Source organism: Vibrio sp. CK2-1 (assembly GCF_021726515.1).
Classification (GTDB): Bacteria; Pseudomonadota; Gammaproteobacteria; order Enterobacterales; family Vibrionaceae; genus Vibrio.
The window spans coordinates 20,913-45,918 of record NZ_JAKKCJ010000002.1 but is presented as its reverse complement, the minus strand read 5'-3'; the positions used below and the strand labels follow the sequence as shown (position 1 = coordinate 45,918).

Sequence of the window (25,006 nt, the reverse complement as noted above, 5' to 3'; positions counted from 1 at the left end):
ACTTATAGCAGATTAGTAAAAGTATCTTGAAGCCTTAAATGTTTGTTATGAGCGTAGTTCAACTAGGTGATCTATGCCTAACTCTCGTTGTTTACGCTTGCTTAAACCACTCGCGACAATGCGGTAAGACTCCGATAAATAATACTTTAGATCGTCGTCTAATTTACCCGAAGTTTCGACTTGCTGGATCCACTTCATTCCACGACTAGCAAAATAAGGAGCGGGTTTATAACCTTCACAATCACTTAGAAAGTCGAAATTTAAGTCGGAAGTTTTAAAAGTGAACGCCGCTTGAGAGCCATCGCCCCAACCGCCTATAGCAAAGACTTTACCCCCAACCTTCCATACATCTGAATTACCCCATTGAACAACGTGACTCGTTGCAGCAAAAGAGCCACAAAAATGGTTGAACTCATCATAATTCATATTGCTTTTCCTCTAAACTCATAGTCATACCAACGCCCTGTTAAGGTGTGAGCAACGCATACTGAAAATGCCACACGTTGCGAATCACTCTTAACCAGTTTATTAGCCGCTCATTCCCGAAGGTTATTGCTTACTCAACAAGAACTTACGCAAGTCTCTCTCTGCACGCATAACAAACAGAATAAACACTTTGTCACCGTGTTGTTTATAGAAAACACGACATGGATTAACGACAACTTCACGATAACTTAAATGTTCTAATTCGGGTGGAATACGTCCTGACTCTGGGAAAGTTTGTAGGCGTTCGACTTTGGAGAAGATCGTTTGTACTAACTGCTTTGCCGCAACAATATTTTCAAGTGCTATATATTCAGCGATATCATTGAGGTCAGATAACGCTGGTTCTGTCCAGATTACTTCAGCCATTTTGACATTTTGTCCTTGGCTTCATCATGACTTAGCATTTTACCGTCAGCTAGTGCACGCTCACCTCGTGCAATACCCTCAAGAATAGCTATACGATTTTGCATAAATTCGTAGTCATCAACATCAACTAGATACGCAGATGGCTTACCATGCTCAGTAATTAACACTGGCTCTTTGGTGTCGTGGAGATCGGCGAGGATCTTAGTTGCTTGACGTTTAAGTGATGTCACTAGTTCTACTTTCATGAGAGCTGCTCCAAAGGAATACTAAAGTGATACTATTCTATCACTTTGAGTATAGCAATCTCCATGACGGCTAACTATTTAATAGACGGATAAAATCCGTATAGTCTTTCCATCTATCTTCTCAGTCACTTTTTTGAACAGCAAGCTAAATAACTAAATTCATTCATAACATATGAATTCACCTCATATTTATTCAGCGTAAAATGCGGAAATAATCCGTATAGTTCACCAAAGCCAACTCATGATGAAGAGCTGTTGATTACGCCAAACTCCTTTGGGGTATAAATAAATTTCTCACATCAACCCTCCCCCGCCCTCCCTTGGCTGTAAATCTTGATGCCAAGTATTTTTCATTGGTAAAGGGAGGGAGTTATTTGTGAGCGCTTTTTGTGTAGTGGTATCTGCGAAAAAAGAACATTCCAATATTGAGCGCGTGATTAGTAGATTCCTGCTCTCGCTTAGGCTCGGCTGGAATGACGCTCAAATAATGTTCGGTAATCTGTAGTTGGCATTGTAGCTACAAGCGACAAAGAATAGCTCTTCCCCTTGATAGATAAAGCCACTTGGCAGCAGGAGTTAATATAAGGGGAAGCGGGGATGGGGTTGGTTACGCAAAACTACTTTGGGGCAGCATTTATTTAGGGAAAAATATCAGCTGTAATCAGATCGGAGAATCGAAACTCTCCGGCTTCATACAAACCAAAAACTTTTTTAATGCAGAGATTTCAGGCCGACCACTTTGCCGGTGATATTTTTTGGAAACTGGATTGGTTCAACCGTGTTAAAGCTAGATAAACGCTTTTCAATACGCGCTTCTTGTTTGGCTATCTTGGCTTCTTGCTTATTCAATTTAAGCTCTTGTTTTAAAACTTTCTTATGCTTCTTAGCTAACTTACGCTGCTTTTTCAGCAGTTTTTTCATTTGTTTCTGTTGTTTCTTCTGTGCTTTTAAGCCTTTCTTCAAGGTTTGTAGTTGCTGCTTAATTTCATTTGGAGCAAGTAAAGGTTGAGCCTCTAGTTCTGGCATGGTTGGCTCAATACTAGGCTTAGCAATCACTTTTGATGGCACTACTAAGTTCACACCATTATTAAGCGGCTTGATGGTCGCTTGTTGGTTATATTCGCGTTGGGCTTTCATCGCTTTAGCTTTGGCGATCACGTCAGGCACATTGCTCGCCTGAATGGGCAATAATGCTTGAGTCACTTTTTTATCGAGTTGATTAGATTGAGAAAGCTTGGCAAGAGAGACAGGTTTGCATAGTGCGCCTTTTTGATTCGACGTACGTGCGCAAGAGCCGCAATAAAATTGCGAATCCAACACTAACTTGTCGATTTTTCCGGCTTTAATATCGCGGCGAGAAAATTTACATAAAGACTTTGCCATAACTACACACCCTACTGAAATGACCAATCGCAATTACGATAAGACAAATAACAACGATTCTCATTTCTTTATAGAGTTAAATATCATTAAATACAAGTGAAAATTACTCGCATTTGAAAGCAGTTATGACAAAGGTTTGATTTTCAGATTATTTTTTCTTTTTGTGAATGTACTTCTGTTCTACATCCACTAGAGCAATTGGATCTAGAAAAGAGCGACCAATCAAAATCGCATTAATCATGTGGTCACGATCTACCAAGTTAAATGGTGTGGTGTAGGTCTTATCGCCCAGCTTAATATCTAGTTCAACAATTGGGCGACGTGAGGTTTCTGGACTTGAAGATTGTTTGATGTGCACCCAGCGCTTAACTGGCAAGGTGATTTCTTTGCTGACATCATCTTTAGCTTTGATTTTAAACGACACCATATCTTTGCCGTCTTTTTCAAAGTCATGAATATCAATAGCGTTGATTGAAGAAGTGGTCGCGCCGGTATCTATTTTGGCGATAGTGCGCTGATCGGTATCTAAAACCGTGACCCACTCTTTTTCGCCGACTACGATTTTATCTTGCAGTAATTGGGCGACATCTTGTTGTGGCTCGGCTGCTACCGCAAGCGAAGATAAAGGAATGAATAACGAAGCGGTCAATAAAGCTTGAGAGAATTTCATAATCACCTTTAGTGTCTGAGTATAAATATCTTTGGGGTAACTTGTATTCAGACTCCATGCTCGCACGTTAATTCCCTCGAAAGTGTCAGCTTTGTGTCACCATACTGTTGAGAACATACACATCAAAACGATTTTTCTTAGTTTCAATCGCCATACTAGGTTTATGCTGGTTGAGCCACGGTGCATAGTCTGGACGTTTGACTACTACTCGTTTGGTGGCCAGTTGCAGTGCAGGTTCTAATAAGCCATCTGCATCATTATCCGCCCCCACCAAAGATTGAAACACCCGCATTTCTTTTTTAACTAATGCGCTTTTCTTTTTGTTTTCAGGATGAGGGTACATTGGATCGAGGTAGACGACATCTGGCTGAATGAAATCGTTTTGCGCCATTAATTGCTGCAGAGCATCGTGACTCGAAGCGTGCAATAAACTCATGCGTTCACTGACCCACTCGCCAATTTCAGGATCTTGCTTGGCGCGAGTTAAACCATCATCCAATAAAGCGGCAACCACAGGATTACGCTCTACCATTTGAACCTTGCAACCTAACGATGCCAATACAAACGCATCGCGTCCTAATCCGGCAGTGGCATCCAGTACGCTTGGTGTGGCACCTTTGTTTAAGCCTGCTGCTTTGGCGATCGCTTGCCCTTTACCACCGCCAAATTTGCGACGATGCGCTACTGCGCCTCCAGCTAAATCGACATAAATCGCGCCTAGCTTAGGTTCATCTAATTTACGCAGCTCCAAACGTTGCTCGGTAAGCACCAAAGCAAACACGCTATCAGGCTGATGGGTAAGTTGCCAACGTGCAGCAATCTCATCTAATTGAGCTTGCTGAGAAGGGTTATCACAACATAAGTTCAGCTGCACACAAACTCCAAAAATTATACGGATTCAAATAATGACGCGGCATTATCCGTTATCCGGCAGATAAGATGAAGCGGGTTGAGCAATAAAACTTTCGACCAGATGCTCTAATGGCTGAGGAGGACTAATTAAGTAGCCTTGAGCATAGTCGACGCCTAGATCGACTAGGCACGATAATATCTCATCATTTTCCACAAATTCAGCCACAGTTTGCTTACCAAGTTGCTTAACTAGGTTATGAATGGATTGCACTAAAATATAGTCCACTTCATCTTGATGCATATCTCGTACAAAGCAGCCATCAATTTTCACGATATCTAACGGCAAGGTTTTTAAATAAGCAAAAGAAGACAAGCCTGAACCGAAATCATCTAATGCGATCTTACAACCTAGCTGCTTTAAACGAGTAAACAACTGGGAGGCTTGTTGCATATTCCCGACCGCAGCCGTTTCAGTGATTTCAATACAGATTTTTTCTGTCGGCACAGTAGTGTTTTGCAGCAGCTCAATCAGAAAAGCAATAAAGTCTTTATCGCCCATCGACTGGCCAGAAAGGTTAATCGAGCAACGACCTAGCTTATCAATCGCATCCGGTCGCGCCTCAAACCAGGCTAAGGTTTGTTTAAACACTTCACGATCAATCAAGTGAGCCAGATTATAACGCTCGATCGCCGGCATAAATATTCCCGGTGACATCAGCTCATTCTTCTCATCACGCAAACGTACTAAAATTTCAAAGTGCAGCTTGTCACTTGGCGATGGCGCAATATCTAAAATCGGCTGCGCATAAAGCTCTAATCGGTCATGGGCCAATGCGTCATAGACTTGGCTAACACAGGCCATTTCCAATTCTCGATGGCGGAAGTTTTCATCATCACCACTATAGAAATGCGCTCGATTACGCCCTTCTTCTTTGGCTAAATGGCAGGCTGTATCCGCTTGAGCATTAATTCTTTGCACCGATTCCGCGGTGTAATCAATTTTACGGATCCCGAGCGAGCAATTTAAGTTAAAGTGAATGCCTCGCCACATAAACTGACTTTGATTGAAACCATTAAGAATCGACTGAGCAAATTGCTTCACTTCTTCCTCATCACAGTCACGCAATAAAATAGCAAACTCATCACCACCGGTTCTTGCCAATGTCGCTTTTTTTGGAATTAGCTGCTCTAACAACTCTGCACTATAGACAATCGCCGCGTCTCCAGCTTCATGTCCGACGGTATCATTGATTAATTTAAACTGGTCAAGATCAAGATAAAATAAGGCATGCGCACGTATGTTGCTTTTCACTTCCTTTAACGCCGTGACGAGTTGTTGCTCAAAATGATATCGGTTATACAAGCCGGTTAAACCATCGTGGTGAGCTTGATATTCAAGCTGCTCCGCTAACAGGTGGGTTTCGGTAATATCTTCACCGACAATGAGTAGCTGACGAGTTTCTGGGATTTGACGGATATTTTCTCTTATCCAGACTAACTGACCGGTATTATCAATATATTGAATTTCACGACGCGCCACTAAAGCATGTTTTTTTTGTGGCTGACGTAGCTTTTCTAGCGCACTGAGCTCGGTGCTTTTAGCATAGAAACTCTGTAGTTTTCGCCCTAAAATTTGCAGGTTATCGTAGCCTAATATGTCAGAGGTAAATTTGTTGGCGGCTTGAATGCAATCATGCTCATCAATAGTCAGCATCATCACTGGCTGTAATTGATAGTAATTTCTAAACTTGGCTTCATTTTCAATTAAGCGTTTTTCTGCCAATTTACGAGCGGTAATATCCTTGCCTTCAAATAAATATTGCTCATCATGGCCATCCGCTATTGGTAATTTTTTAATGCTTAAATCTAAAGTAATTGGCCCAATACTGGTTCTAATTAATTCAACTTCAAGACGAACGACGCCTTCTTGCTGTGCTTTGAGAAACGCCTGCTGAACTTTTTCACCACTCGCCTCTCCCCAGCCGCCATAGGTCCAAACTGGGTGGCCATAATCAAAGTTCGGGTCATACACTAATTCTTGCAGGGTCTGATTACTCGAGATTAACAGCCCTTTTTCATCAACAATTCCAATGGCTTGTCGACTTAAATCATAAACCGTTTCCAATAAATACTGGCTTTGCTGTGATTGATTTTCAGTAATACGAACACGCTTAAAATGACGAAGAATAAAAAACAAAGCCACTGCTAATACAATGAAATAGGCGAGAAATTGCAGCATATCATTCGGGTGAGGAATGCCTACAGAACTAGACTGAGCTTGGCTGATCACCGCTGAGTTTGTTTCTGGCATAGTAGGCTCTATGCTTGATTTTGCTCCGCTGTCAGTTGCCCAAGCGAGACTACTCGCGCAGGAAAAAGCTAAAGTAATAAAATATCGAAAATCTACATTCATTCAGTACAAACTACGTCTTTGGTAAGAATTTGGCACCGAGTGATTCAGTACCTAAATAAAAAAGCGAGCAATCACTCGCTTTAACAATAATGACTTATGTTATTAACCTTACCAACTATTTTGCTGTTTTGTTTGTTATATTCGTAAGCCAAAGCAAAAAATCAGATTAATACTGTGAGTTAAGGAATCCACATGCCCGATCCGAATGTTCGATTAGATGAACTTGATAAAGCGATCTTGAAGATTTTAATGGCAGACGCACGAACGCCTTATGCTGAAATGGCAAAGCGCTTTGATGTTAGTCCGGCGACAGTGCATGTTCGAGTGGAAAAAATGCGAGCCGCCAAAGTCATTGAAGGCACTGAAGTGGTGGTGAATGCTAAAAAGCTAGGCTATGACGTGTGTTGTTTCATTGGTATTAATTTAAATGCGGCGCGGGATTACCACTCGGCCATTGAAAAGCTCAACGCGTTAGATGAAGTGGTCGAAGCCTACTACACCACCGGTGCCTACAATATTTTCGTCAAATTGATGTGTAAAAACATCGAAGAGCTGCAATATGTATTGATTGATAAACTACAAGCGATTGATGAAGTACAGTCCACCGAAACCTTGATTTCATTACAAAATCCGATTAATCGAAACGTTAATCCGTAAGCCAATAATATGAAAACGGGCGACTTCAGTTTAGCCCTTTCAATATGAAATTATTTTGACAGCCACTTTTCTGCAACATTAGTTTTACATTTCATCATTAACCTCTGCTCATCTTTGACAATAACAATAGGAAGTCAATTATGAGCAAGCAACACCCATCGAAAACTGATATGAGCGATTTTTCACAAATCATTGAGAAAGGATTGAGCCGTCGCCGTTTTCTACAAACGACAGCAGCAGGCAGCTCAGCCGCATTTTTTGCCGCCTCTCCCATTGCGAATGCCATGGTTCGCCCACCAAAAGCACCTGAGTTACTTGGCTTTTCTCCTGTCGCAGCCTCAACTCAAGATAGCGTAATTGTGCCTAGAGGTTATCGCGCCGAAAATTTAATTGCTTGGGGTGATGCTATCAAGCCTGCGGCTGCGGCATTTTCTCAATCAAACTCAGCAGCCGATCAAGAAATGCAATTTGGCGACAACAATGATGGCATGACTTTCCTACCTCTTAGCCGACATCGTGCAGTATTAGCGGTCAACAATGAAAACACCAGTTACCGTACTTTATTTGATGACCAAGGCGAAAACCTAACCGCGGAAAAAGTTCGTCGTTCTCAAGCGGCTATCGGTGTTTCTATTGTTGAATTACGCAAAGGAGAACAAGGCTGGGAAGTTAATGTTGATGGCCGCTTAAACCGTCGCATCACCTCTTACACCGAAATGGAATTAACTGGCCCAGCGGCAGGAAGCGATAAAGTAAAAACCCACGCAGATCCAACTGGCACACAAGTTCTCGGCACTTTTAACAACTGTGCTAATGGCGCGACTCCTTGGGGAACCTACCTAACCTGTGAAGAAAACTTTAATGGTCTCTTTGGTAGTCAAAATGAAATTGAAGTGCCAGAAGATGATGCGCGATACGGCATTAATTCTGGCAATAGCTGGTTTAATTGGCATCAATTTGATGAGCGCTTTGATATTGAAAAAGAACCGAACGAAAACCATCGTCATGGCTGGGTAGTTGAAATCGACCCAATGAATCCAAATTCCAAACCGAAAAAACGCACCGCATTAGGGCGATTCAAACATGAAAATGCCGCGTTAACGATTGATAAAAATGGTCGTGTCGTTGTCTACCTAGGCGATGATGAACGAGGCGAGCATATTTATAAATTTGTTTCGAAAGGCAAATATAAAGCGCACAAACCGGAAGACAACCGAGATATTCTGGATGAAGGTACTTTGTATGTGGCGAAATTTAACGCCAACGATGGTGATATGCATGGTAAAGGTGAATGGCTTGAACTGACCTTTGGCAAAAATGGCCTAACCCCAGAAAATGGTTTTAATAGCCAAGCGGATGTACTTATTTTTGCACGTAAAGCCGCCACTCAAGTCGGTGCGACTACAATGGATCGCCCTGAATGGGTTGCAGTTCATCCTGATAATGAACAAGTATTTTGTACCCTCACCAATAACTCCCAGCGTGGAAGTTCAAGCCAACCGGCCAATCCTGCCAACCCGCGTGAAGATAATATTTATGGTCACATCATTCGTTGGCAGCCGAAAAATGGCAAACACGATTCCGACCAATTCTTCTGGGATATCTATGTGTTAGCAGGTAACCCAGAAATTTATGCCAGTGATGATCCTCGTTCAGGTAGCGACAATGTTACCCCTGAAAACATGTTCAACAGCCCTGATGGTGTAGGCTTTGATAAAGATGGTCGCCTATGGATTCAAACCGATGGCAACTACTCAAACGCAGGTAATTTCGAAGGCATGGGCAACAACCAAATGTTGTGCGGCGATCCAAATACCGGTGAAATCAAACGTTTCTTAACCGGCCCAACCGGTTGTGAAATTACCGGCCTCACCTTCAGCCCAGACTACCGAACTATGTTTATCGGCGTGCAACATCCAACCGGTTCTTATTCAGCAGTTGATGGCATTCCACGTTCTACGGTAGTGAAAATTACTCGTGAAGATGGCGGGGTGATAGGAGCGTAAGCGTTTCTCGTCTCTCGAGTGCTCGTAACTCGAGAGGGTCGCTTTAGCTATCATCACAAAGTCGAGACTCTAGCATTCGAGCTACGAGTTTCGGCTTTATCTTTGTAACACCTAGTCAACCTTAATCCACCACCTAGAAACTAGGAACTAGGGACATACACGCTTCTCGTCTCTCGAGTGCTCGTAACTCGAGAGGGTCGATTTAGCTATCATTACAAAGTCGAGACTCTAGCATTCGAGCTACGAGTTTCGGCTTTATCTTTGTAACACCTAGTCAACCTTAATCCAGCACCTAGAAACTAGGAACATATACGTTTCTCGTCTCTCGAATACTCGTAACTCGAGAGGATCGATTTAGCTATCATTACAAAGTCGAGACTCTAGCATTCGAGCTACGAGTTTCGGCTTTATCTTTATAACACCTCGGCTGCCTTGGGCACATTCCACCGCGCGAACAAATCACCCTCGCTTGATTTTCAATGCCGCGTTCAATCCAATTGATATTTAAGATCCGCGCTACGGTGAGTAGTTGTTGTTTAATTTGATAAGGGATCTCACATTGCCCGCCTTTACGCACACATTCTTTTTGCAAAGCAGTGGCGATGGCAACTGCATCTTCCCCTTGTGCTTCTAGCGCTGGGTTTAAATCGACCCCCGAACACAACACATGATAATTGCCCGCCATGTCTTTAACTTTAACCGACTCACAACAATAAATATGCGGCACGCCATCTTGATTCAGCACCGAAATTTGCGCCACTGGCGTGTTACCCGGAATGCCTATCATGCGGAAAACCGACCAATGCTGACACGGATCTTCTACCATTCGCATATTGCCCCAAGGTAGAGGAATACCATTGCCGCGATAAACCGCTTTCAACTTACCCGGATTATAAGCATCGAAATAATGCCAATGAGGATACGGTGAAACCGCGGTCATACGACGCATCACCACCGACTCTGACACACCGATTAATTTACTCACGCTGATCTCATAACCATGACGGTCGAGCAACTGACGAAATGGCACTTTCGGACACAGCAACGCACCGGCAAAAAAGGAACATTCAAAATCTCGCCACGCTTGCAGAATATGCTTGGAATCGAGGTTATTCACATCTCGTGTTTGATCCGGCATTAAGGTAGATAAATTACGATTATCCGAGGCAATCACATGCTTTTCACCATCACTGTTGTGCAACACTTTATGGCCGATGTGTACCGCTAAATCGTATTTAAGTTTTTCTGGCGTAGCTTTCAGTGCGCGGTTAATTCGGATCACACCCGGCGCTTCCGCGTAAGAACGCACAATATGCTTGGACTTCACCCCATGAGTGTCCTCCACATCTTGCGATGGCTCATCAAACCATTTGATCTTTACTCCAACCTCTTGACAGATATCTAATAAATCTTCGACCGACAACGGCATGCGTTTTTGTCCGACTTTTTCTGCCGCCTTTTCTAAATCTGGAAAATGGTTTTGATGATGTTCTTGGTGAGCTCGAATCAACAGGTGCGCAAATTGATGCCCAGTAGTGCCGGTTTGCGACAGCATTTCTGGAATGGCAATTTGTAAAATATCATTAGAAAACAAGAAGCTTGGTTCAAGCACCATGCCATTAATGCCACCACGGCTGCCCTTTTCTGGAGTAATTTCTTGCTCTTCACTGGCATCATCCAAAAACCACTGTAACGGCTTTTGAAATACTTGCGCGATCACATCCAACATGGCTTCACTTGGTACTCGCTTGCCTCGTTCAATCATCGAAAGGTATGACACCGAAGGCGCATCTTCAGGATCAATTTTAATGCAACGTGATGATAAATCTTCCAAGGTTAAACCGTTACGTTTCCGTAGGTTACGAACTTTGGTGCCGAGAAAGTGTGACTGTCTATTTAACGAACTTGATGCCTTCATCCCTGACCTCGTATTTGTAAAATTTACACTGTGTAATTTTCTTTGTGAAATTTTAGTCAGTTTATCGCTATTCTTTTAGTCACAGGATGAAAAAGCAGCATTTGATGTTCAACTTTAAGACAGCGGTCACTTATTAAGAATAAACGGTGACTCAAAAAACAAATAGTCAAAAAGCCAATATCAAATCATCGCCACTGCTACAAAACGAGTCGCAACATGAGGGAATGAATATGAACTTAGCACATACTATCGATGGTCCAATGACCAGCACACAGACAACATTAGCCACTCAACACCAATTCAATGCCGAGCTAGTTCAATTCGTCAATCAACAAGTATTGCCACTAACCGGTCTCGATCAGCAGCAATTTTGGGCTAATTTCAGCCAACTTCTCAATGATCTTGCGCCGAAGAATCAAGCATTGCTAGAAACTCGTACTCGCCTACAAACTCAAATTGATGACTGGCACAAAAGTCACCCTCAATTTAATCAAGGCGAATATCAGGCATTTTTACAGCAAATTGGTTACCTAGTGGAACAAGGCGACGACTTTCAAATCAGCACCCAAAATGTTGATCAAGAAATTGCCACACTCGCGGGGCCGCAACTTGTCGTACCGATTAAGAATGCTCGCTTTGCACTTAATGCCGCCAATGCTCGCTGGGGTAGTCTTTACGATGCAGCGTACGGCAGCGACATCATTACTCAATCGGAAGGCTTAAAAGCGGGTAAGAAATACAACCCAGCTCGTGGCAAACATGTGATTGATTTCGCTAAAACCTTTTTAGATGACAACTTCCCACTAAAACAAGGCTCACATCACGATGTTCAAAGCTATTCGGTGTATTTCCATCACTTATTAGCGACGTTCCCTGATGGTAGTCAATCGGGTTTAGCTCAGCCTTGTCAGTTCGTTGCCTCTAGTAACCCAGATGTAGAGCCGACTTCTATCGTGTTGAAAAACCACGGTTTGCACATTGAGTTAATCATTAACCGCAAAGGCGCAATTGGTAAGCATGACATTGCCGGCCTAGATGATATTCAAGTGGAATCGGCGCTTTCGACCATCATGGATTTTGAAGACTCCGTTGCCGCGGTCGATAGCCAAGACAAACTTGAAGCCTATCAAAATTGGTTTGGCCTGATCACTGGCAACCTAACCGCCACGATCAGCAAAGGCAATCAAACCCAGATCCGCCGCCTGAACTGCGACCGTAGTTACACCCATAAAAATGGTGATGACTACAACTTGCATGGTCGTTCATTACTATTGGTTCGTAACGTTGGTCACCTAATGACCAGTGATTTGGTGCAAACCTCGCAAGGTAAAAATATGCCGGAAGGCTTAATTGATGCGGTGATCACAGCACTTATTGCCGCGATTGAAATTAAGAACCCACAAGCATGTCGCGTCACCAATAGTCGTACTGGCAGCATTTATATTGTTAAACCGAAAATGCATGGTCCAGAAGAAGTGGCGTTCAGCAATGAGCTATTCGAACGTGTAGAGAACATGCTCGGTCTTGCGCCAAATACCATCAAAATGGGGATTATGGATGAAGAACGTCGCACTACCGTTAATTTAAAAGAGTGTATCCGCGCCGCACAATCACGCGTGGTATTCATCAACACCGGATTTTTAGACCGCACTGGCGATGAAATTCATACCAGCATGCAAGCCGGCGCTTTTAAACCGAAAGCCGATATTAAACAGCAAACCTGGATTCAAGCTTATGAAAACAACAATGTCGAAGTGGGTCTAGCGTGTGGTTTTACTGGTAAAGCGCAGATTGGCAAAGGCATGTGGGCAATGCCAGAAGAAATGAAAGCCATGATGGCGGCTAAAGTGGCTCATCCGAAATCGGGCGCTAATACCGCTTGGGTACCTTCGCCGACCGCGGCCACATTGCACGCTTTGCATTATCACCAAGTAGACGTGTTTGCCGAGCAACAAATGATTGCTGAGCGCACTCCGACTAACCAAGCGGATTTATTAACCCTTGAATTACTAGAAGAAACGCTTTCTCAACAACAAATTGAAGCGGAACTCGATAACAATATTCAAGGCATCTTAGGCTACGTAGTTCGCTGGGTTGAGATGGGTATTGGCTGCTCAAAAGTGCCCGATATTAATAACATCGAGCTGATGGAAGACCGCGCCACTTTGCGTATTTCCAGCCAACACATTGCTAACTGGTTATTGCACAAAGTTTGCCGCCCGGAGCAAGTGATGGACAGCATGCACAAAATGGCTCAGGTAGTTGATGCACAAAACGAAGGCTCAGAAGGTTATCAACCTATGCTGCCAAATGTTGAGCAAAGCCTAGCATTTCAAGCCGCAAGAGAGTTGATTTTCCAAGGCCGTAATCAACCGAGTGGGTATACCGAACCGCTGTTGCATCAGTATCGAGTTTGGGCAAAAAGCTAAAACGAATCTCGAATCTAGGGCGCTACGCTGCTCGTTTATCGAAGTGCAGCGCACCTAAAACGATAAAAACATACCAAATCCAATAACGAAAAACGCAGAGCGTCCGAGCGACGAAACACGAGAAGCGAAGCGCTCTAGCAACGAAAATATAGAAGGGAATCATTATGCCAAATACAACAACCCCAAATAGCTATAAGCACCAACTAACTGAAGCGCAAAAAACCATTGAAAGCCAAAGTACCTGGAATGCTATCACGCCAGAATACGTCGCTCGTATGCGCTTACAAAACCGCTTCCGCACTGGGCTTGATATTGCACGCTTTACGGCAAAAATTATGCGTGAAGATATGGATGCTTATGACCAAAACTCTGCCAATTACACGCAGTCTCTAGGTTGCTGGCATGGCTTTATCGGCCAACAAAAAATGATTTCAATTAAGAAGCATTTTGAAACGACTCGTGGCCGTTACTTATACCTTTCAGGTTGGATGGTAGCCGCAATGCGTTCTGAGTTTGGTCCACTACCCGACCAATCCATGCACGAGAAAACCTCAGTGCCAATGCTGATTGAAGAGCTGTACACCTTCTTAAAACAAGCGGATGCGCGTGAGCTAAATCATCTATTTAAAGATCTTGATGCGGCGCAAGCGTCAGGCGATCAAATCAAAGTACAAGCGGTACAAAAGCAGATCGATAATTTTGAAACTCATGTAGTGCCTATCATTGCCGATATCGATGCCGGTTTTGGTAACGAAGAAGCGACCTACCTACTGGCGAAGAAAATGATTGAAGCAGGTGCATGTTGTATTCAAATCGAAAACCAGGTGTCAGATGCTAAACAATGTGGTCACCAAGACGGTAAGGTAACGGTGCCACATGAAGACTTTTTAGCGAAAATTAACGCAGTTCGCTACGCATTCCTAGAACTTGGCGTGGAAGATGGTGTGATTGTAGCGCGTACAGATTCACTAGGTGCGGGTCTTACCCAAAAAATCCCAGTATCACAAAGCGAAGGCGATTTAGCCGACCAGTACAATGCCTACATTGATGGGATTGAGATCCAATCACTAAGCGAATTGAACTCAGGTGATATGGTACTAAAACAAGGTAATGCGGTAATTAAACCGACTCGACTACCAAATGGCCTAGTTCGCTTTAAGCCAAACACAGGTGAAGATCGCGTAGTGCTAGATTGCATTACTTCGCTACAAAACGGCGCCGATCTACTATGGATTGAGACCGAAAAACCGCATATTGGTCAAATCGCTGGTATGGTAAATCGTATCCGTGAAGTCATTCCAAATGCTAAGTTGGTGTACAACAACAGCCCATCGTTCAACTGGACGCTTAACTTCCGTCAGCAAGTATTCGATATGTGGGCAGAAGCAGGTCAAGATGTATCGGCTTACGATCGTGACCAGTTAATGAGCCAAGTGTATGACGGTTCAGAACTAGCACTAGAAGCGGATGCCAAAATCCAAAGCTTCCAACGTGATGCGGCGGCGCAAGCGGGTATTTTCCACCACTTGATTACGCTACCGACTTACCACACCGCAGCACTTTCAACCGATAACTTGGCGAAAGACTACTTCGGTGAGCAAGGCATGTTGGCATACGTAGCAGGCGTTCAGCGTAAAGAACTGCGTCAAGGTTTGGCTTCGGTGAAACATCAGGATATGTCAGGCTCGAACATCGGTGATGATCACAAAGAGTACTTCTCAGGTGACCAAGCTCTGAAAGCATCTGGAGAGAATAATACGATGAATCAGTTTTCGTAACGTAGCTCGAGACTCGGGCGCTACGCTGCTCGTGGCTTGAAAAAGATTTAACTCGTTCCCTTAATCAAAAGGCTTCCTACTTCTCAATTCATGAGAGTATGGAAGCCTTTTTTATCGTTATTCGAAGCTCGGAATCTCGGCCGCGTTATTGCTCTTGGCTCGAAAAACTAAAATCCAAAGCAACCTGAGCTTCTTCATTTTCCCGTCATTCCCGCCGAGCCATAGCGAGAGCAGGAATCTAATCACAGCGCGCTGAATATAGATCCCTGATAACTCCTTCGTCGTTTCAGGGATGACAACTTTTATTACTATCTTCCACCGCCGTTCGAGCTACGAGCAACGTAGTGCCCGAGCACCGAGCCACGCTCCTAGAAACTAGGAACTAGGAACTAGGAACTAGGAACTAAAGTCTTCACCAACCCCGCCGCAATCGAAAACATAATCACCGCAATCACTGTATCCAAAATCTGCCAGGTTTTCGGGTTAGCAAAAAATGGGATCAGCTTTTTGGCAATATACGCCACGCCATAAAACCAAATCGCAGAGGCGGTTAACGCGCCAACTAAGAACCAACGTTTTTCTTCAAAGTTTAATGATGAGGTAATGCCACCTAACACCAAAATGGTGTCGATATAAACATGCGGATTTAAAAACGTCATCGCCAAGGTCATTAACGCCACCTTGACCCAGTTGCGACTGACTTCCGAGTTATCAATATCTAAATGACTTTGCCCGCGCCACGCTGATTTCGCGGATAAAAAACCATACCAACATAAAAATGCGATACCACACAAGGTTAAGATTTCTGTCATCACAGGGGCTTGCTGTAATAATGCGCCAACCCCAAGCACACCAGTACTGATCAGCAATACATCCCCTAAGAAACATAAGGTCGCCACCAGCATTACATAGTTATTTTTCAAACCAGATTTAAGCAAAAAGGCATTCTGACTACCAATCGCCACAATGAGACTACCGGATACAAACGCGCCCTTTAGTACCACACTCAACATGTTTTCTATTCCTAGTTATTATTGTTCACTCACATTTGATGTACGCTAATATTGCGCTACAAAATACTTAAGTTAAAATTAAAATAATTGAAGCTTCATAAGAATTACTTAAGCAAGGCGTGGGCATGTTTGACTACAAGTTATTAGAATCACTGGAAAGAATTGCAGCGCTGAAAAGTTTTGAAGCTGCGGCACAAGAACTCAATATTAGTCAATCGGCCATTTCACAAAGAATTACTAACCTAGAACAAAGGGTTGGTGCCATTCTCGTGCAACGAGGTAAGAACTTAACCCTCACACCAACCGGGCAAAATCTGGTTAATCACGCCATGAAGGTCAAGCAACTCGAATTTGAACTGCACCACCTACTCGGTGAAGACGGTGTATCTCACCCACTCAAAATTGTCATCAATGCTGATAGCCTTGCCACTTGGTGGTTTAAAGCGACCAAAGATTTCCATCAACAACATAATGTAATGTTTGATATTTTAATTGAAGATCAAAGCGAAGGCTTAAAGCACCTCGAAGAAGGATTAGCCATGGGCTGTTTATGCAGTTCGAATAAAACCTTATCTGGCATTCGTTGTGAGTATTTAGGTTCGATGGAATATCGTTTCTATTGTTCTCCCGATTTTAATAAAAGATACTTCCAGACTTCGCAATCGGAACAAGATCTTGCTGACATATTACAGATTGCTCCAGCGGTAATTTTTGGCGCAGACGATAAGCTGCAAAAACAGCAGTTTCAAAAATGGGGCTTACCTACCCAATTCCCCTACCATATTTGTCCATCAAGCGAAGGGCTGGCCGACATGATCTTAAATGGTCAAGGTTATGGATTGTTGCCAGTGATTCAAGCCCAACCTTTTGCAGCGCAATTAGTGGATATATTCCCCGAACGTGAAGGAATTGAGGTGCCCTTGTACTGGCATTATTGGCATCAAACGGGATCGGTATTGAATAAGTTGTCGGATGTATTGGTAGGAGAGAAAACCAAGGGGATGATTAGGTAGATATTTCGTTGCTCGTTGCTCGTTGCTCGTTGCTCGTTGCTCGAATAAGCATGTCACTCTCACACTAGAATAAAACAATAGAAGCGATCCCATTTAATGAAATCGCTTCTATCTTTTTCAAGTCACGAGCAGCGAAGCGCCCGATATTCGAGAACCGAAGTTAGCCCTCTATCCCCGCATGACGCAATAACGCATCAATTTTCGGCTCACGGCCACGGAAGCGTTTGAATAGCTCCATCGGCTCTTCACTGCCGCCCATTTCTAGGATGTTATTCAAGAAGCTTTGTCCGGTTTCTTTGTTGAAGATCCCTTCTTCTTCAAAGCGTGAGTAAGCGTCACTTGAAAGCAGTTCTGCCCACAAGTAGCTGTAGTAACCCGCGCTATAACCACCAGCGAAAATATGGCTGAAGGCATGTGAAAAACGGTTCCATTCTAAACCTGGTAATACCGCTACTTTAGATTTCACATCCGCCAGCGTTTCCAGCACTTTAGCGCCAACTTCTGGGTCGTATTGTGAATGCAGCGTAAAGTCGAATAGACCGAATTCTAACTGACGCAGGATAAACATTGCCGATTGGAAGTTCTTCGCTGCAAGCATTTTATCCAGCATTTCTTTTGGAAGCGCTTCACCGGTTTGGTAATGACCAGAAATGAACGAGAGTGCCTCTTCTTCCCAACACCAGTTTTCTAGGAACTGACTTGGTAGCTCAACCGCATCCCAAGGTACGCCGTTAATGCCTGATACCGCAGCCACTTCAACTTGAGTTAGCATGTGGTGAATACCGTGACCAAATTCATGGAACAAAGTTACGACTTCATCATGTGTAAACAAGGCAGGTTTATCACCGACTGGCTTGTTAAAGTTACAGGTCAAGTAAGCCACTGGTGATTGAGTTGCACCGTCAGCCAGCGTGCGACGTACGCGACACTCATCCATCCAAGCGCCACCACGTTTGTGCTCGCGAGCGTATAAATCTAAGTAAAAGCTACCGCGCAATTGACCTTTGCTATCGGTGATTTCAAAGAAACGCACCGACTCATGCCAAACATCAACGCTCGTTTTTTCAGTCACTGTCATGCCGAAGACGCGATTTAATACTTCAAATAAGCCAGATACCGCTTTTGATTCAGGGAAGTATGGGCGTAATTCTTCATCGGAAATTTGGAACAGCTTTTGTTTTTGCTTTTCGCTGTAGTAAGCAATGTCCCACAGGTTTAGCTCAGTGACACCACATTCTTGCTCAGCAAATTGACGTAGTTCTTCAACTTCACGCTCACCTTGAGGTTTCGCTTTGGTCGCCAAGTTATTAAGAAACTCTAAGACTTGCGCTGGTGTTTCTGCCATTTTGGTGGCGAGAGATTTTTCAGCATAAGAGCTAAAACCAAGCAGACGCGCGATTTCATGACGAAGTTTTAATTCTTCCGCCATCACTTCTGTGTTGTCCCACTTGCCGGCATTTGGACCACGATCAGAAGCACGAGTCACAAAGGCTTCGTACATTTCTTGACGCAATGCCTGGTTGTCACAGTACGTCATTACAGGAATGTAAGATGGCATTTCTAGTGTTAGTAACCAACCCTCTAACTCTTTCGCTTCTGCATTGGCTTTTGCTGCCGCCATTGCAGATTCTGGCATACCGGCTAATTCCGCTTCCTCGGTAATATGCTTCGTCCAACCCATAGTCGCATCAAGCACATTGTTCGAGAACTTAGAACCAAGCTCAGAGAGACGCTTGCTGATTTCGCCATAACGTTTTTGTTCATTAGCAGGTAAACCAATACCCGATAATTCAAAATCTTTTAATGCATCGGTGATCGATTTTTGTTGCGCGGTATTGAGGCTAGCAAATTCATCACTGGCTTTAAGTGCTTTATACGCTTCGTACAGTCCTTTATGTTGACCAACCCAAGTGCCGTACTCAGACAGTAATGGTAAACAGGCTTCATAAGCTTCACGCAATTCTTCGCTGTTTTGAACCGAATTTAAATGACTAACTGGTGACCAAAGACGACTTAAACGATCATCGGTTTCTGTTAGTGGCTCACAAAGGGTATCCCACGTTGGCTTTTCACCACCAGCAAGTACTTTTTCAACTTGGGCACGGCAATCAGCAATCGCTTGCTCTACAGCAGGTTGGACATGTTCTGGTTTAATTTGAGAAAACGGGGGTAAACCATCTTTAGATTCGACGAACGAGAGTAACGGATTAGACATGAATGCTTTCCTTGTATAGTGAAATGAGTCACTGGGTTTGCTTCTACTTATAGATAGATAAATGTAGCCTAACTAGGCAAATTTCAATGGCGCTGAAAGTAAAAACTGCTTTGGGCTTTCTTTTATCAGGCAAGGCTCAATAATATTCGGTATCATAGACGGTAATATTGACCCAATTTCAAGAGATAAACCATGCTGAGTTATCGCCATAGTTTTCACGCTGGCAACCATGCCGATGTGGTAAAACACATAGTACAAAGCTTAATTTTGAATGCTTTAAAGCAAAAAGATAAGCCGTTCGTTTACCATGATACGCATGCTGGTGTCGGCCGCTACGACTTAACTCACGAATGGTCAGAAAAAACCGGTGAATACAAACAAGGTATCGCACGCATTTGGGGACAAGATTTACCTGAAGAAGTGACGAGTTACTTAGATGCAATCAAAGCACTCAATGACAGTGATGAACTGCGTTACTATCCGGGCTCTCCACGCGTAGCACGTGCTCACTTACGCAATCAAGACCGCATGGTATTAACGGAACTTCACCCAAGTGATCACCCGCTTTTAGAACAAGAATTTCATCGTGATCGTCAGGTTAACATTCATCAAAAAGACGGTTTTGAACATTTAAAAGCAACATTACCACCTAAAGAACGTCGTGGTTTAGTGCTCATCGATCCGCCTTATGAATTAGCTCACGAATATCAAGATGTGGTAAGAGCCATTGCACAAAGCCATAAGCGCTGGGCGACCGGTATTTATGCCATTTGGTATCCTGTGGTTTATCGTCATACGATTGATGACATGATTGCCGATCTCAAAAAGCTCGATATTCGTAATATTTTGCAAATTGAATTAGGCGTTTCTGCTGATAGTCTTGAGCGCGGTATGACGGCATCGGGCATGATAGTGATTAATTCACCGTGGAAACTCGAAAGCCAAATGACCGAAATTTTGCCTATGCTACAACAGGCGATCGCGCCAAGCACAGGCCACCATAAAGTTGAGTGGATCGTTCCAGAATAAGCAGCAATAAATTGAACTAGGGTTGCATAATCCATCTGCGACCCTCATTAAATAAAGACAGACATAACAGGTTACGGAGAACAGAATGACAACGCATTTTGATTACATTTGTATTGGTGGCGGTAGTGGCGGTATTGCATCGGCTAACCGAGCAGCCATGTACGGCGCAAAAGTGGCACTGATTGAAGCACAAGATCTGGGTGGCACTTGTGTCAACGTAGGTTGTGTACCTAAGAAAGTAATGTGGCACGGCGCACAAGTAGCGGAAGCGATTAACCTGTACTCAAAAGATTACGGCTTTGATGTTGAGCTAAAAAGCTTTAACTGGGCCAAAATGGTAGAAAACCGCCAAGCCTACATTGGCCGTATTCACCAATCTTACGACCGCGTATTAGGTAATAACAAAATCAATGTTATCCGTGGCTTCGCTAAGTTTGTTGATGAGAAAACCGTTGAAGTTAACGGCGAGCAATACACCGCCGATCATATTCTGATCGCAGTCGGTGGCCGTCCAACCATTCCAAATATTCCAGGTGCTGAACACGGTATTGATTCAAACGGTTTCTTCGAGATTAACGAACAGCCAAAACGCGTTGCCGTGGTAGGCGCAGGTTACATTGCAGTTGAGATTGCTGGCGTACTGAGCGCACTTGGTACGGAAACTCACCTATTTGTTCGTAAAGAATCACCGCTACGTAGCTTCGATCCTATGATTGTCGATACTTTAGTTGAAGTGATGAACACCGAAGGCCCAACGCTACACACTAACTCTGTACCGAAAGAAGTGGTAAAAGAAGCTGACGGTAGCATTACTCTTCACCTAGAAAACGGTGAAAGCCAAAACGTTGATACTCTAATTTGGGCAATTGGTCGTCATCCGGCAACCGATGCCATTAACTTAGATGTGACTGGCGTAGCGACCAATGATCGCGGTTACATCAAAGTGGATGAATACCAAGAAACCAACGTCAAAGGCATCTACTGTGTGGGTGACATCATGGAAGGCGGTATTGAACTGACGCCTGTAGCCGTTAAAGCCGGTCGTCAATTATCTGAACGTTTATTTAACGGTAAAACCGACGCTAAGATGGATTACAACCTAGTACCAACCGTAGTATTTAGCCACCCACCAATCGGCACCATTGGTTTGACCGAGCAAGATGCAAAAGCGCAATACGGCGAAGACAATGTCAAAGTTTACACCTCTGGCTTTACTGCAATGTACACCGCGGTTACCTCACACCGTCAACCATGCAAAATGAAACTCGTTTGTGCAGGCGACGATGAGAAAGTCGTTGGCCTACACGGCATTGGCTTCACGGTTGATGAAATGATCCAAGGTTTTGCCGTAGCAATGAAGATGGGCGCAACCAAAGCAGACTTTGATTCAGTCGTCGCGATCCACCCAACCGGTTCGGAAGAATTTGTTACCATGAGATAGTTCCATAACTATCAGCAACTTAAATAACAGCCTCACTTTTTAGTGGGGCTTTTTTTCTCTTTTTTATTCTATTTTTCATTTCTTCACACTTCTTTCACGCCGCCTTTCTTATTCTAGCGCCATCAAATGATATTCCCCTTTATAAAAACAGTTTCTAGGAAGACATAAAAATGAAAAAAGTTATTGCACTTGCTGCTCTATTTGCTGCCCCAGTTTTTGCTAACCCTTACCTTGGTCTTGAGTATGGCATGTTGCATACTGATCACGATTTTGAGCCTACGGTAAATGGTGAACAATTAAATCCAGAATCAGACGATGCTGTACTAGGTGGCTACCTTGGCTACAAATTTAATGATAACTGGGGATTAGAACTTGGCTACCGTCAGTTTGATATGGATGACTCTAAAGGTAGTGAAACTATCTCTAACGGTATAGAAAAAGAGCAAGATTGGGATGCCGATATTAAAGCTAAGCAATTTACTTTAATGCCAATGTACTTCCACAACTTTAATGATAAATGGACAATGAAAGTAGGTGCAGGTGTCTCATACACTCAATATGACTACTCATCTGGCTATAGTTATGAAGAAGAAGTGATTGCGACAGATGTAGATCAAAACTATAGCCACATTAAAGGTGAGTCAGGCTCTAGCAATGAGTTTGGCGGCATCGCCAGTATTGGTATTGAATATGCAATCGTTTCTGGCTTTACTGTCGGCGCTAATGCTAAATACCAAATTGATAGCTATGCAAATGCAGCAACCTTTAGCTTAACGACCGCATACTACTTCTAAATTCTTTATCAAAAAGCAGCAATCATCTGGTTGCTGCTTCACTCCCTCATTGCAATAATTCTTGTGAACCTCATCACAACAGTGACACTTACTGCCCAAGCGTGTAATATAACACCAATAGTCGTAAGGTTAATTTAGACGCCATCTATTATCGACAACCTTGACTCAAATTACCTGATACCCCCAGGTTTCAATATAGCAATACCAATGCATTAGGATGATTCATTGTCAGTGAGCCCTTTTCCTCACTGATATCTGGTATGGATAACAACGATATTTTTCGCTATTTATACATATAATAAAAAGACATCATCAAATGAAACCAATTTTTGTTGCCGCCGCCAAAGCAATGCCTCGACTTATCTCGATGCTTGGTGCTGCACTTACCTGTATTACACCAGCCTACGCGGAAGTTCTGCAAACGAACACTAGTGTCATGCTGGCTGAAAATCAATCAAGCAATCAACCCACTACGGATGACGCCCCCCTTCTTTCTTCTACTATTCAAACGTCATCGAGTAATGTGCATAAGCCATCGGCAGCTGCCGAGAAAAACAAGCGTGTTTGGGACCATGTACTACCTTTTGGTGGTCAGCAAGCTATCTATAATGGTTATGATTTGCCGTTGCCTTTTGGGATTAGCTTTTTGTACACCCAAGTACAACAGCATCAAAATATCAGCAACATCAAAGTAGGTGCTAACTCTCTTGGCGGTAACCTATCTATTCCGATGGCAGATATTCACCCCGATTTATTTCGCTTCGATAACTTCTATACCGATACCAAAACCCCGCAAGTTAAAGTGGATGCTTGGGTACTGCCGTTCTTAAATGTGTTTGCCACGATAGGTAAACTGAAAGGTGAAGCGGATTTAGATATGACGATAGGTGGAAAGCGTTTGCTCGATCAACTTGGTCCTCACCTCAACTCCTGTAAACCGGGAATTGCCGGAGCAGCTTGTCAAAAATTACGCGATACAATATACGATACTTTTAGCCACGATTACCCGATTAATGCCACCGCAGAACTCGATGGTTACACCTATACTTTTGGTGCCTTGATTGCCGGAGCATCTGGCCGTTGGTTTTACACTATGCCAGTGAGCTACACCCAAACTCGCATGAAAAAGACTACCGTCGATGGCAGTACTATTAATATTCAACCCCGGGTTGGCTACGGTTTTGATTTAGACTACGGGACTAAATTAAGTCTTTATACTGGTGCTGGCTATATGAAAACCAGCCAAGATATTTTCGGTAGTTTTAGCCTAGATAAACGACAAGCGATTGATGATATCAATGCCGATAACAGCTTGCCATTTAGCGTACATCAGGAAAATCAAAAGCCGTGGGCAGGCATTATTGGTTTAGCTCTAGATGTTAATCAATACTTATCGGCCGATCTGGAATACACTGGTTTAGGCGGCGATCGTAAGCAATTTTTATTTATGTTTAATACTCGTTTTTAACTAGTCTTTATATTAAGCATTAGCGTAAAATTTAAATATTCTCTCTAGGGACAGACTCTCACTATGTTCATTTTGCTTTTTTCGATGCTCTCATATTGGACAGGAACGCCGATAACGAGCTTAACCAATCCAGATTATCGCGCCTACGACTCACCGTATAATTATAATAATTTGCAGATTGGTGCCGGTTGGCAAACGGATGGCTTGGATATCAAGCTAGGCGGCAGTTATATGATCAATGAGAGCTGGATCTTTACTGGCCACTATCAAAACTACTTTCTCAATGATGGCGACTTTCCAACCGGTGAAAATGCCTACGATTCCAAATTTAGCCAAAGTGATGTCGCATTTGGTGCCTTGTATCGTATGCCGCTGAACCCTTCACTCGATTGGGTTGTCGGTGGTGAACTTGGTTATGATTGGTACAAAGATCGTGAAACCAGTTCGACTGCAGAAGAAATTATCGGCATTGATTACGATGATCACAGTGTTGGTGTAAAAGGCTTAACTGGCTTACGTTATAGCCTGACTCGCAACATTGACCTTGGTGCCGACATTGGCGCTAAATATGCCTATGACCGTACCTATTTCCAAACCTCTGCTGAAATGAACTACTACTTCACTGAAAACATTGCTCTAGGCGGCAGAGCCAGTTATGAAGACCACGATGGCCATATTGGCTTTTATATTCGTGTTTCAAATTGATCGGACCGTCCATTCGTCACGACCAAACCTCCCCTCATCCAAAAATAAGCTAAGCTATCTAAGTAACCTCAATATTCGAGTTTCAATAAGAATAAAATCTGCTTTTGCTGAACCTTTAAGGATCT

Annotated in this window: 20 protein-coding genes; 10 read left to right on the top strand and 10 right to left on the bottom strand. The window is 43.4% G+C overall.

The genetic code is table 11. The features are described 5' to 3' along the window. Positions 1–45 precede the first annotated feature (45 nt). From L3V25_RS05005 to L3V25_RS04975, 7 genes are all read right to left on the bottom strand, one after another. Positions 46–426, bottom strand: coding sequence for an MmcQ/YjbR family DNA-binding protein (locus L3V25_RS05005; protein ID WP_237294400.1), 381 nt, complete (start codon positions 424–426; stop codon positions 46–48). Between the two features lie 123 nt (positions 427–549). Further along, positions 550–852: a type II toxin-antitoxin system RelE/ParE family toxin gene (locus L3V25_RS05000; RefSeq protein ID WP_237294399.1), complete on the bottom strand. Its 303-nt coding sequence runs from the start codon at positions 850–852 to the stop codon at positions 550–552. Continuing rightward, on the bottom strand, positions 840–1,097 hold the full coding sequence (locus L3V25_RS04995) for a type II toxin-antitoxin system Phd/YefM family antitoxin (RefSeq protein WP_237294398.1): 258 nt from the start codon (positions 1,095–1,097) through the stop codon (positions 840–842). The genes L3V25_RS05000 and L3V25_RS04995 overlap by 13 nt, the downstream gene beginning before the upstream one ends. Positions 1,098–1,808: 711 nt before the next feature. Continuing rightward, positions 1,809–2,480, bottom strand: coding sequence for a hypothetical protein (locus L3V25_RS04990; protein WP_237294397.1), 672 nt, complete (start codon positions 2,478–2,480; stop codon positions 1,809–1,811). A 148-nt stretch (positions 2,481–2,628) separates the two neighbouring features. Further along, positions 2,629–3,150, bottom strand: a complete 522-nt coding sequence (locus L3V25_RS04985; RefSeq protein WP_237294396.1) for an ATP-dependent zinc protease — start codon at positions 3,148–3,150, stop codon at positions 2,629–2,631. Positions 3,151–3,235: 85 nt separating this feature from the next. Continuing rightward, positions 3,236–4,024: a class I SAM-dependent methyltransferase gene (locus L3V25_RS04980; protein ID WP_237294395.1), complete on the bottom strand. Its 789-nt coding sequence runs from the start codon at positions 4,022–4,024 to the stop codon at positions 3,236–3,238. Between the two features lie 42 nt (positions 4,025–4,066). After that, positions 4,067–6,313 carry an EAL domain-containing protein gene (locus tag L3V25_RS04975; RefSeq protein ID WP_237294394.1) on the bottom strand — a complete coding sequence of 749 codons (2,247 nt, stop codon included), beginning with the start codon at positions 6,311–6,313 and terminating at the stop codon, positions 4,067–4,069. A 294-nt stretch (positions 6,314–6,607) separates the two neighbouring features. Between L3V25_RS04975 and asnC the strand changes: the two genes are divergently transcribed. Beyond that, complete coding sequence (asnC, locus tag L3V25_RS04970; RefSeq protein ID WP_089125020.1) at positions 6,608–7,072, top strand: transcriptional regulator AsnC; 465 nt, start codon at positions 6,608–6,610, stop codon at positions 7,070–7,072. Positions 7,073–7,212: 140 nt separating this feature from the next. After that, positions 7,213–9,078: a PhoX family phosphatase gene (locus L3V25_RS04965; RefSeq protein ID WP_237294393.1), complete on the top strand. Its 1,866-nt coding sequence runs from the start codon at positions 7,213–7,215 to the stop codon at positions 9,076–9,078. Positions 9,079–9,442: 364 nt separating this feature from the next. Here the strand turns inward: L3V25_RS04965 and L3V25_RS04960 are convergent, their stop codons facing one another. Continuing rightward, entirely contained in the window at positions 9,443–10,996 is a 1,554-nt protein-coding gene (locus L3V25_RS04960; RefSeq protein WP_237294392.1) for a DUF3612 domain-containing protein, read from the bottom strand. 260 nt (positions 10,997–11,256) lie between these two features. Here L3V25_RS04960 and L3V25_RS04955 point away from each other — a divergent pair, with 260 nt between their 5' ends. Continuing rightward, positions 11,257–13,425: a malate synthase G gene (locus L3V25_RS04955; RefSeq protein WP_237294958.1), complete on the top strand. Its 2,169-nt coding sequence runs from the start codon at positions 11,257–11,259 to the stop codon at positions 13,423–13,425. Positions 13,426–13,589: 164 nt separating this feature from the next. Further along, positions 13,590–15,203: an isocitrate lyase gene (locus tag L3V25_RS04950; RefSeq protein WP_237294391.1), complete on the top strand. Its 1,614-nt coding sequence runs from the start codon at positions 13,590–13,592 to the stop codon at positions 15,201–15,203. A gap of 389 nt (positions 15,204–15,592) precedes the next feature. Here L3V25_RS04950 and L3V25_RS04945 read toward each other — a convergent pair whose 3' ends face one another. Further along, positions 15,593–16,216 (bottom strand): LysE/ArgO family amino acid transporter, encoded by a 624-nt coding sequence (locus L3V25_RS04945; protein WP_237294390.1) that lies wholly within the window; start codon positions 16,214–16,216, stop codon positions 15,593–15,595. A 125-nt stretch (positions 16,217–16,341) separates the two neighbouring features. On the opposite strand from L3V25_RS04945, the gene L3V25_RS04940 reads away from it, so the two are divergent. Further along, entirely contained in the window at positions 16,342–17,229 is an 888-nt protein-coding gene (locus L3V25_RS04940; protein ID WP_237294389.1) for an ArgP/LysG family DNA-binding transcriptional regulator, read from the top strand. Between the two features lie 160 nt (positions 17,230–17,389). Here the strand turns inward: L3V25_RS04940 and prlC are convergent, their stop codons facing one another. After that, positions 17,390–19,444 (bottom strand): oligopeptidase A, encoded by a 2,055-nt coding sequence (prlC, locus tag L3V25_RS04935; protein ID WP_237294388.1) that lies wholly within the window; start codon positions 19,442–19,444, stop codon positions 17,390–17,392. Between the two features lie 192 nt (positions 19,445–19,636). Here prlC and L3V25_RS04930 point away from each other — a divergent pair, with 192 nt between their 5' ends. The 5 genes from L3V25_RS04930 to L3V25_RS04910 all read left to right on the top strand — a co-directional run bounded on the left by L3V25_RS04930 (position 19,637) and on the right by L3V25_RS04910 (position 24,881). Next, positions 19,637–20,473 carry a 23S rRNA (adenine(2030)-N(6))-methyltransferase RlmJ gene (locus L3V25_RS04930; RefSeq protein WP_237294387.1) on the top strand — a complete coding sequence of 279 codons (837 nt, stop codon included), beginning with the start codon at positions 19,637–19,639 and terminating at the stop codon, positions 20,471–20,473. 85 nt (positions 20,474–20,558) lie between these two features. Next, a complete protein-coding gene (gorA, locus tag L3V25_RS04925) occupies positions 20,559–21,914 on the top strand; it encodes a glutathione-disulfide reductase (protein ID WP_237294386.1) in 1,356 nt (451 codons plus the stop codon). Between the two features lie 170 nt (positions 21,915–22,084). Beyond that, on the top strand, positions 22,085–22,708 hold the full coding sequence (locus tag L3V25_RS04920; RefSeq protein ID WP_237294385.1) for an AcfA family outer membrane beta-barrel protein: 624 nt from the start codon (positions 22,085–22,087) through the stop codon (positions 22,706–22,708). 316 nt (positions 22,709–23,024) lie between these two features. Continuing rightward, positions 23,025–24,176: a hypothetical protein gene (locus tag L3V25_RS04915; protein WP_237294384.1), complete on the top strand. Its 1,152-nt coding sequence runs from the start codon at positions 23,025–23,027 to the stop codon at positions 24,174–24,176. Positions 24,177–24,239: 63 nt separating this feature from the next. Then, entirely contained in the window at positions 24,240–24,881 is a 642-nt protein-coding gene (locus L3V25_RS04910) for an outer membrane beta-barrel protein (protein WP_237294383.1), read from the top strand. Positions 24,882–25,006 lie beyond the last annotated feature (125 nt).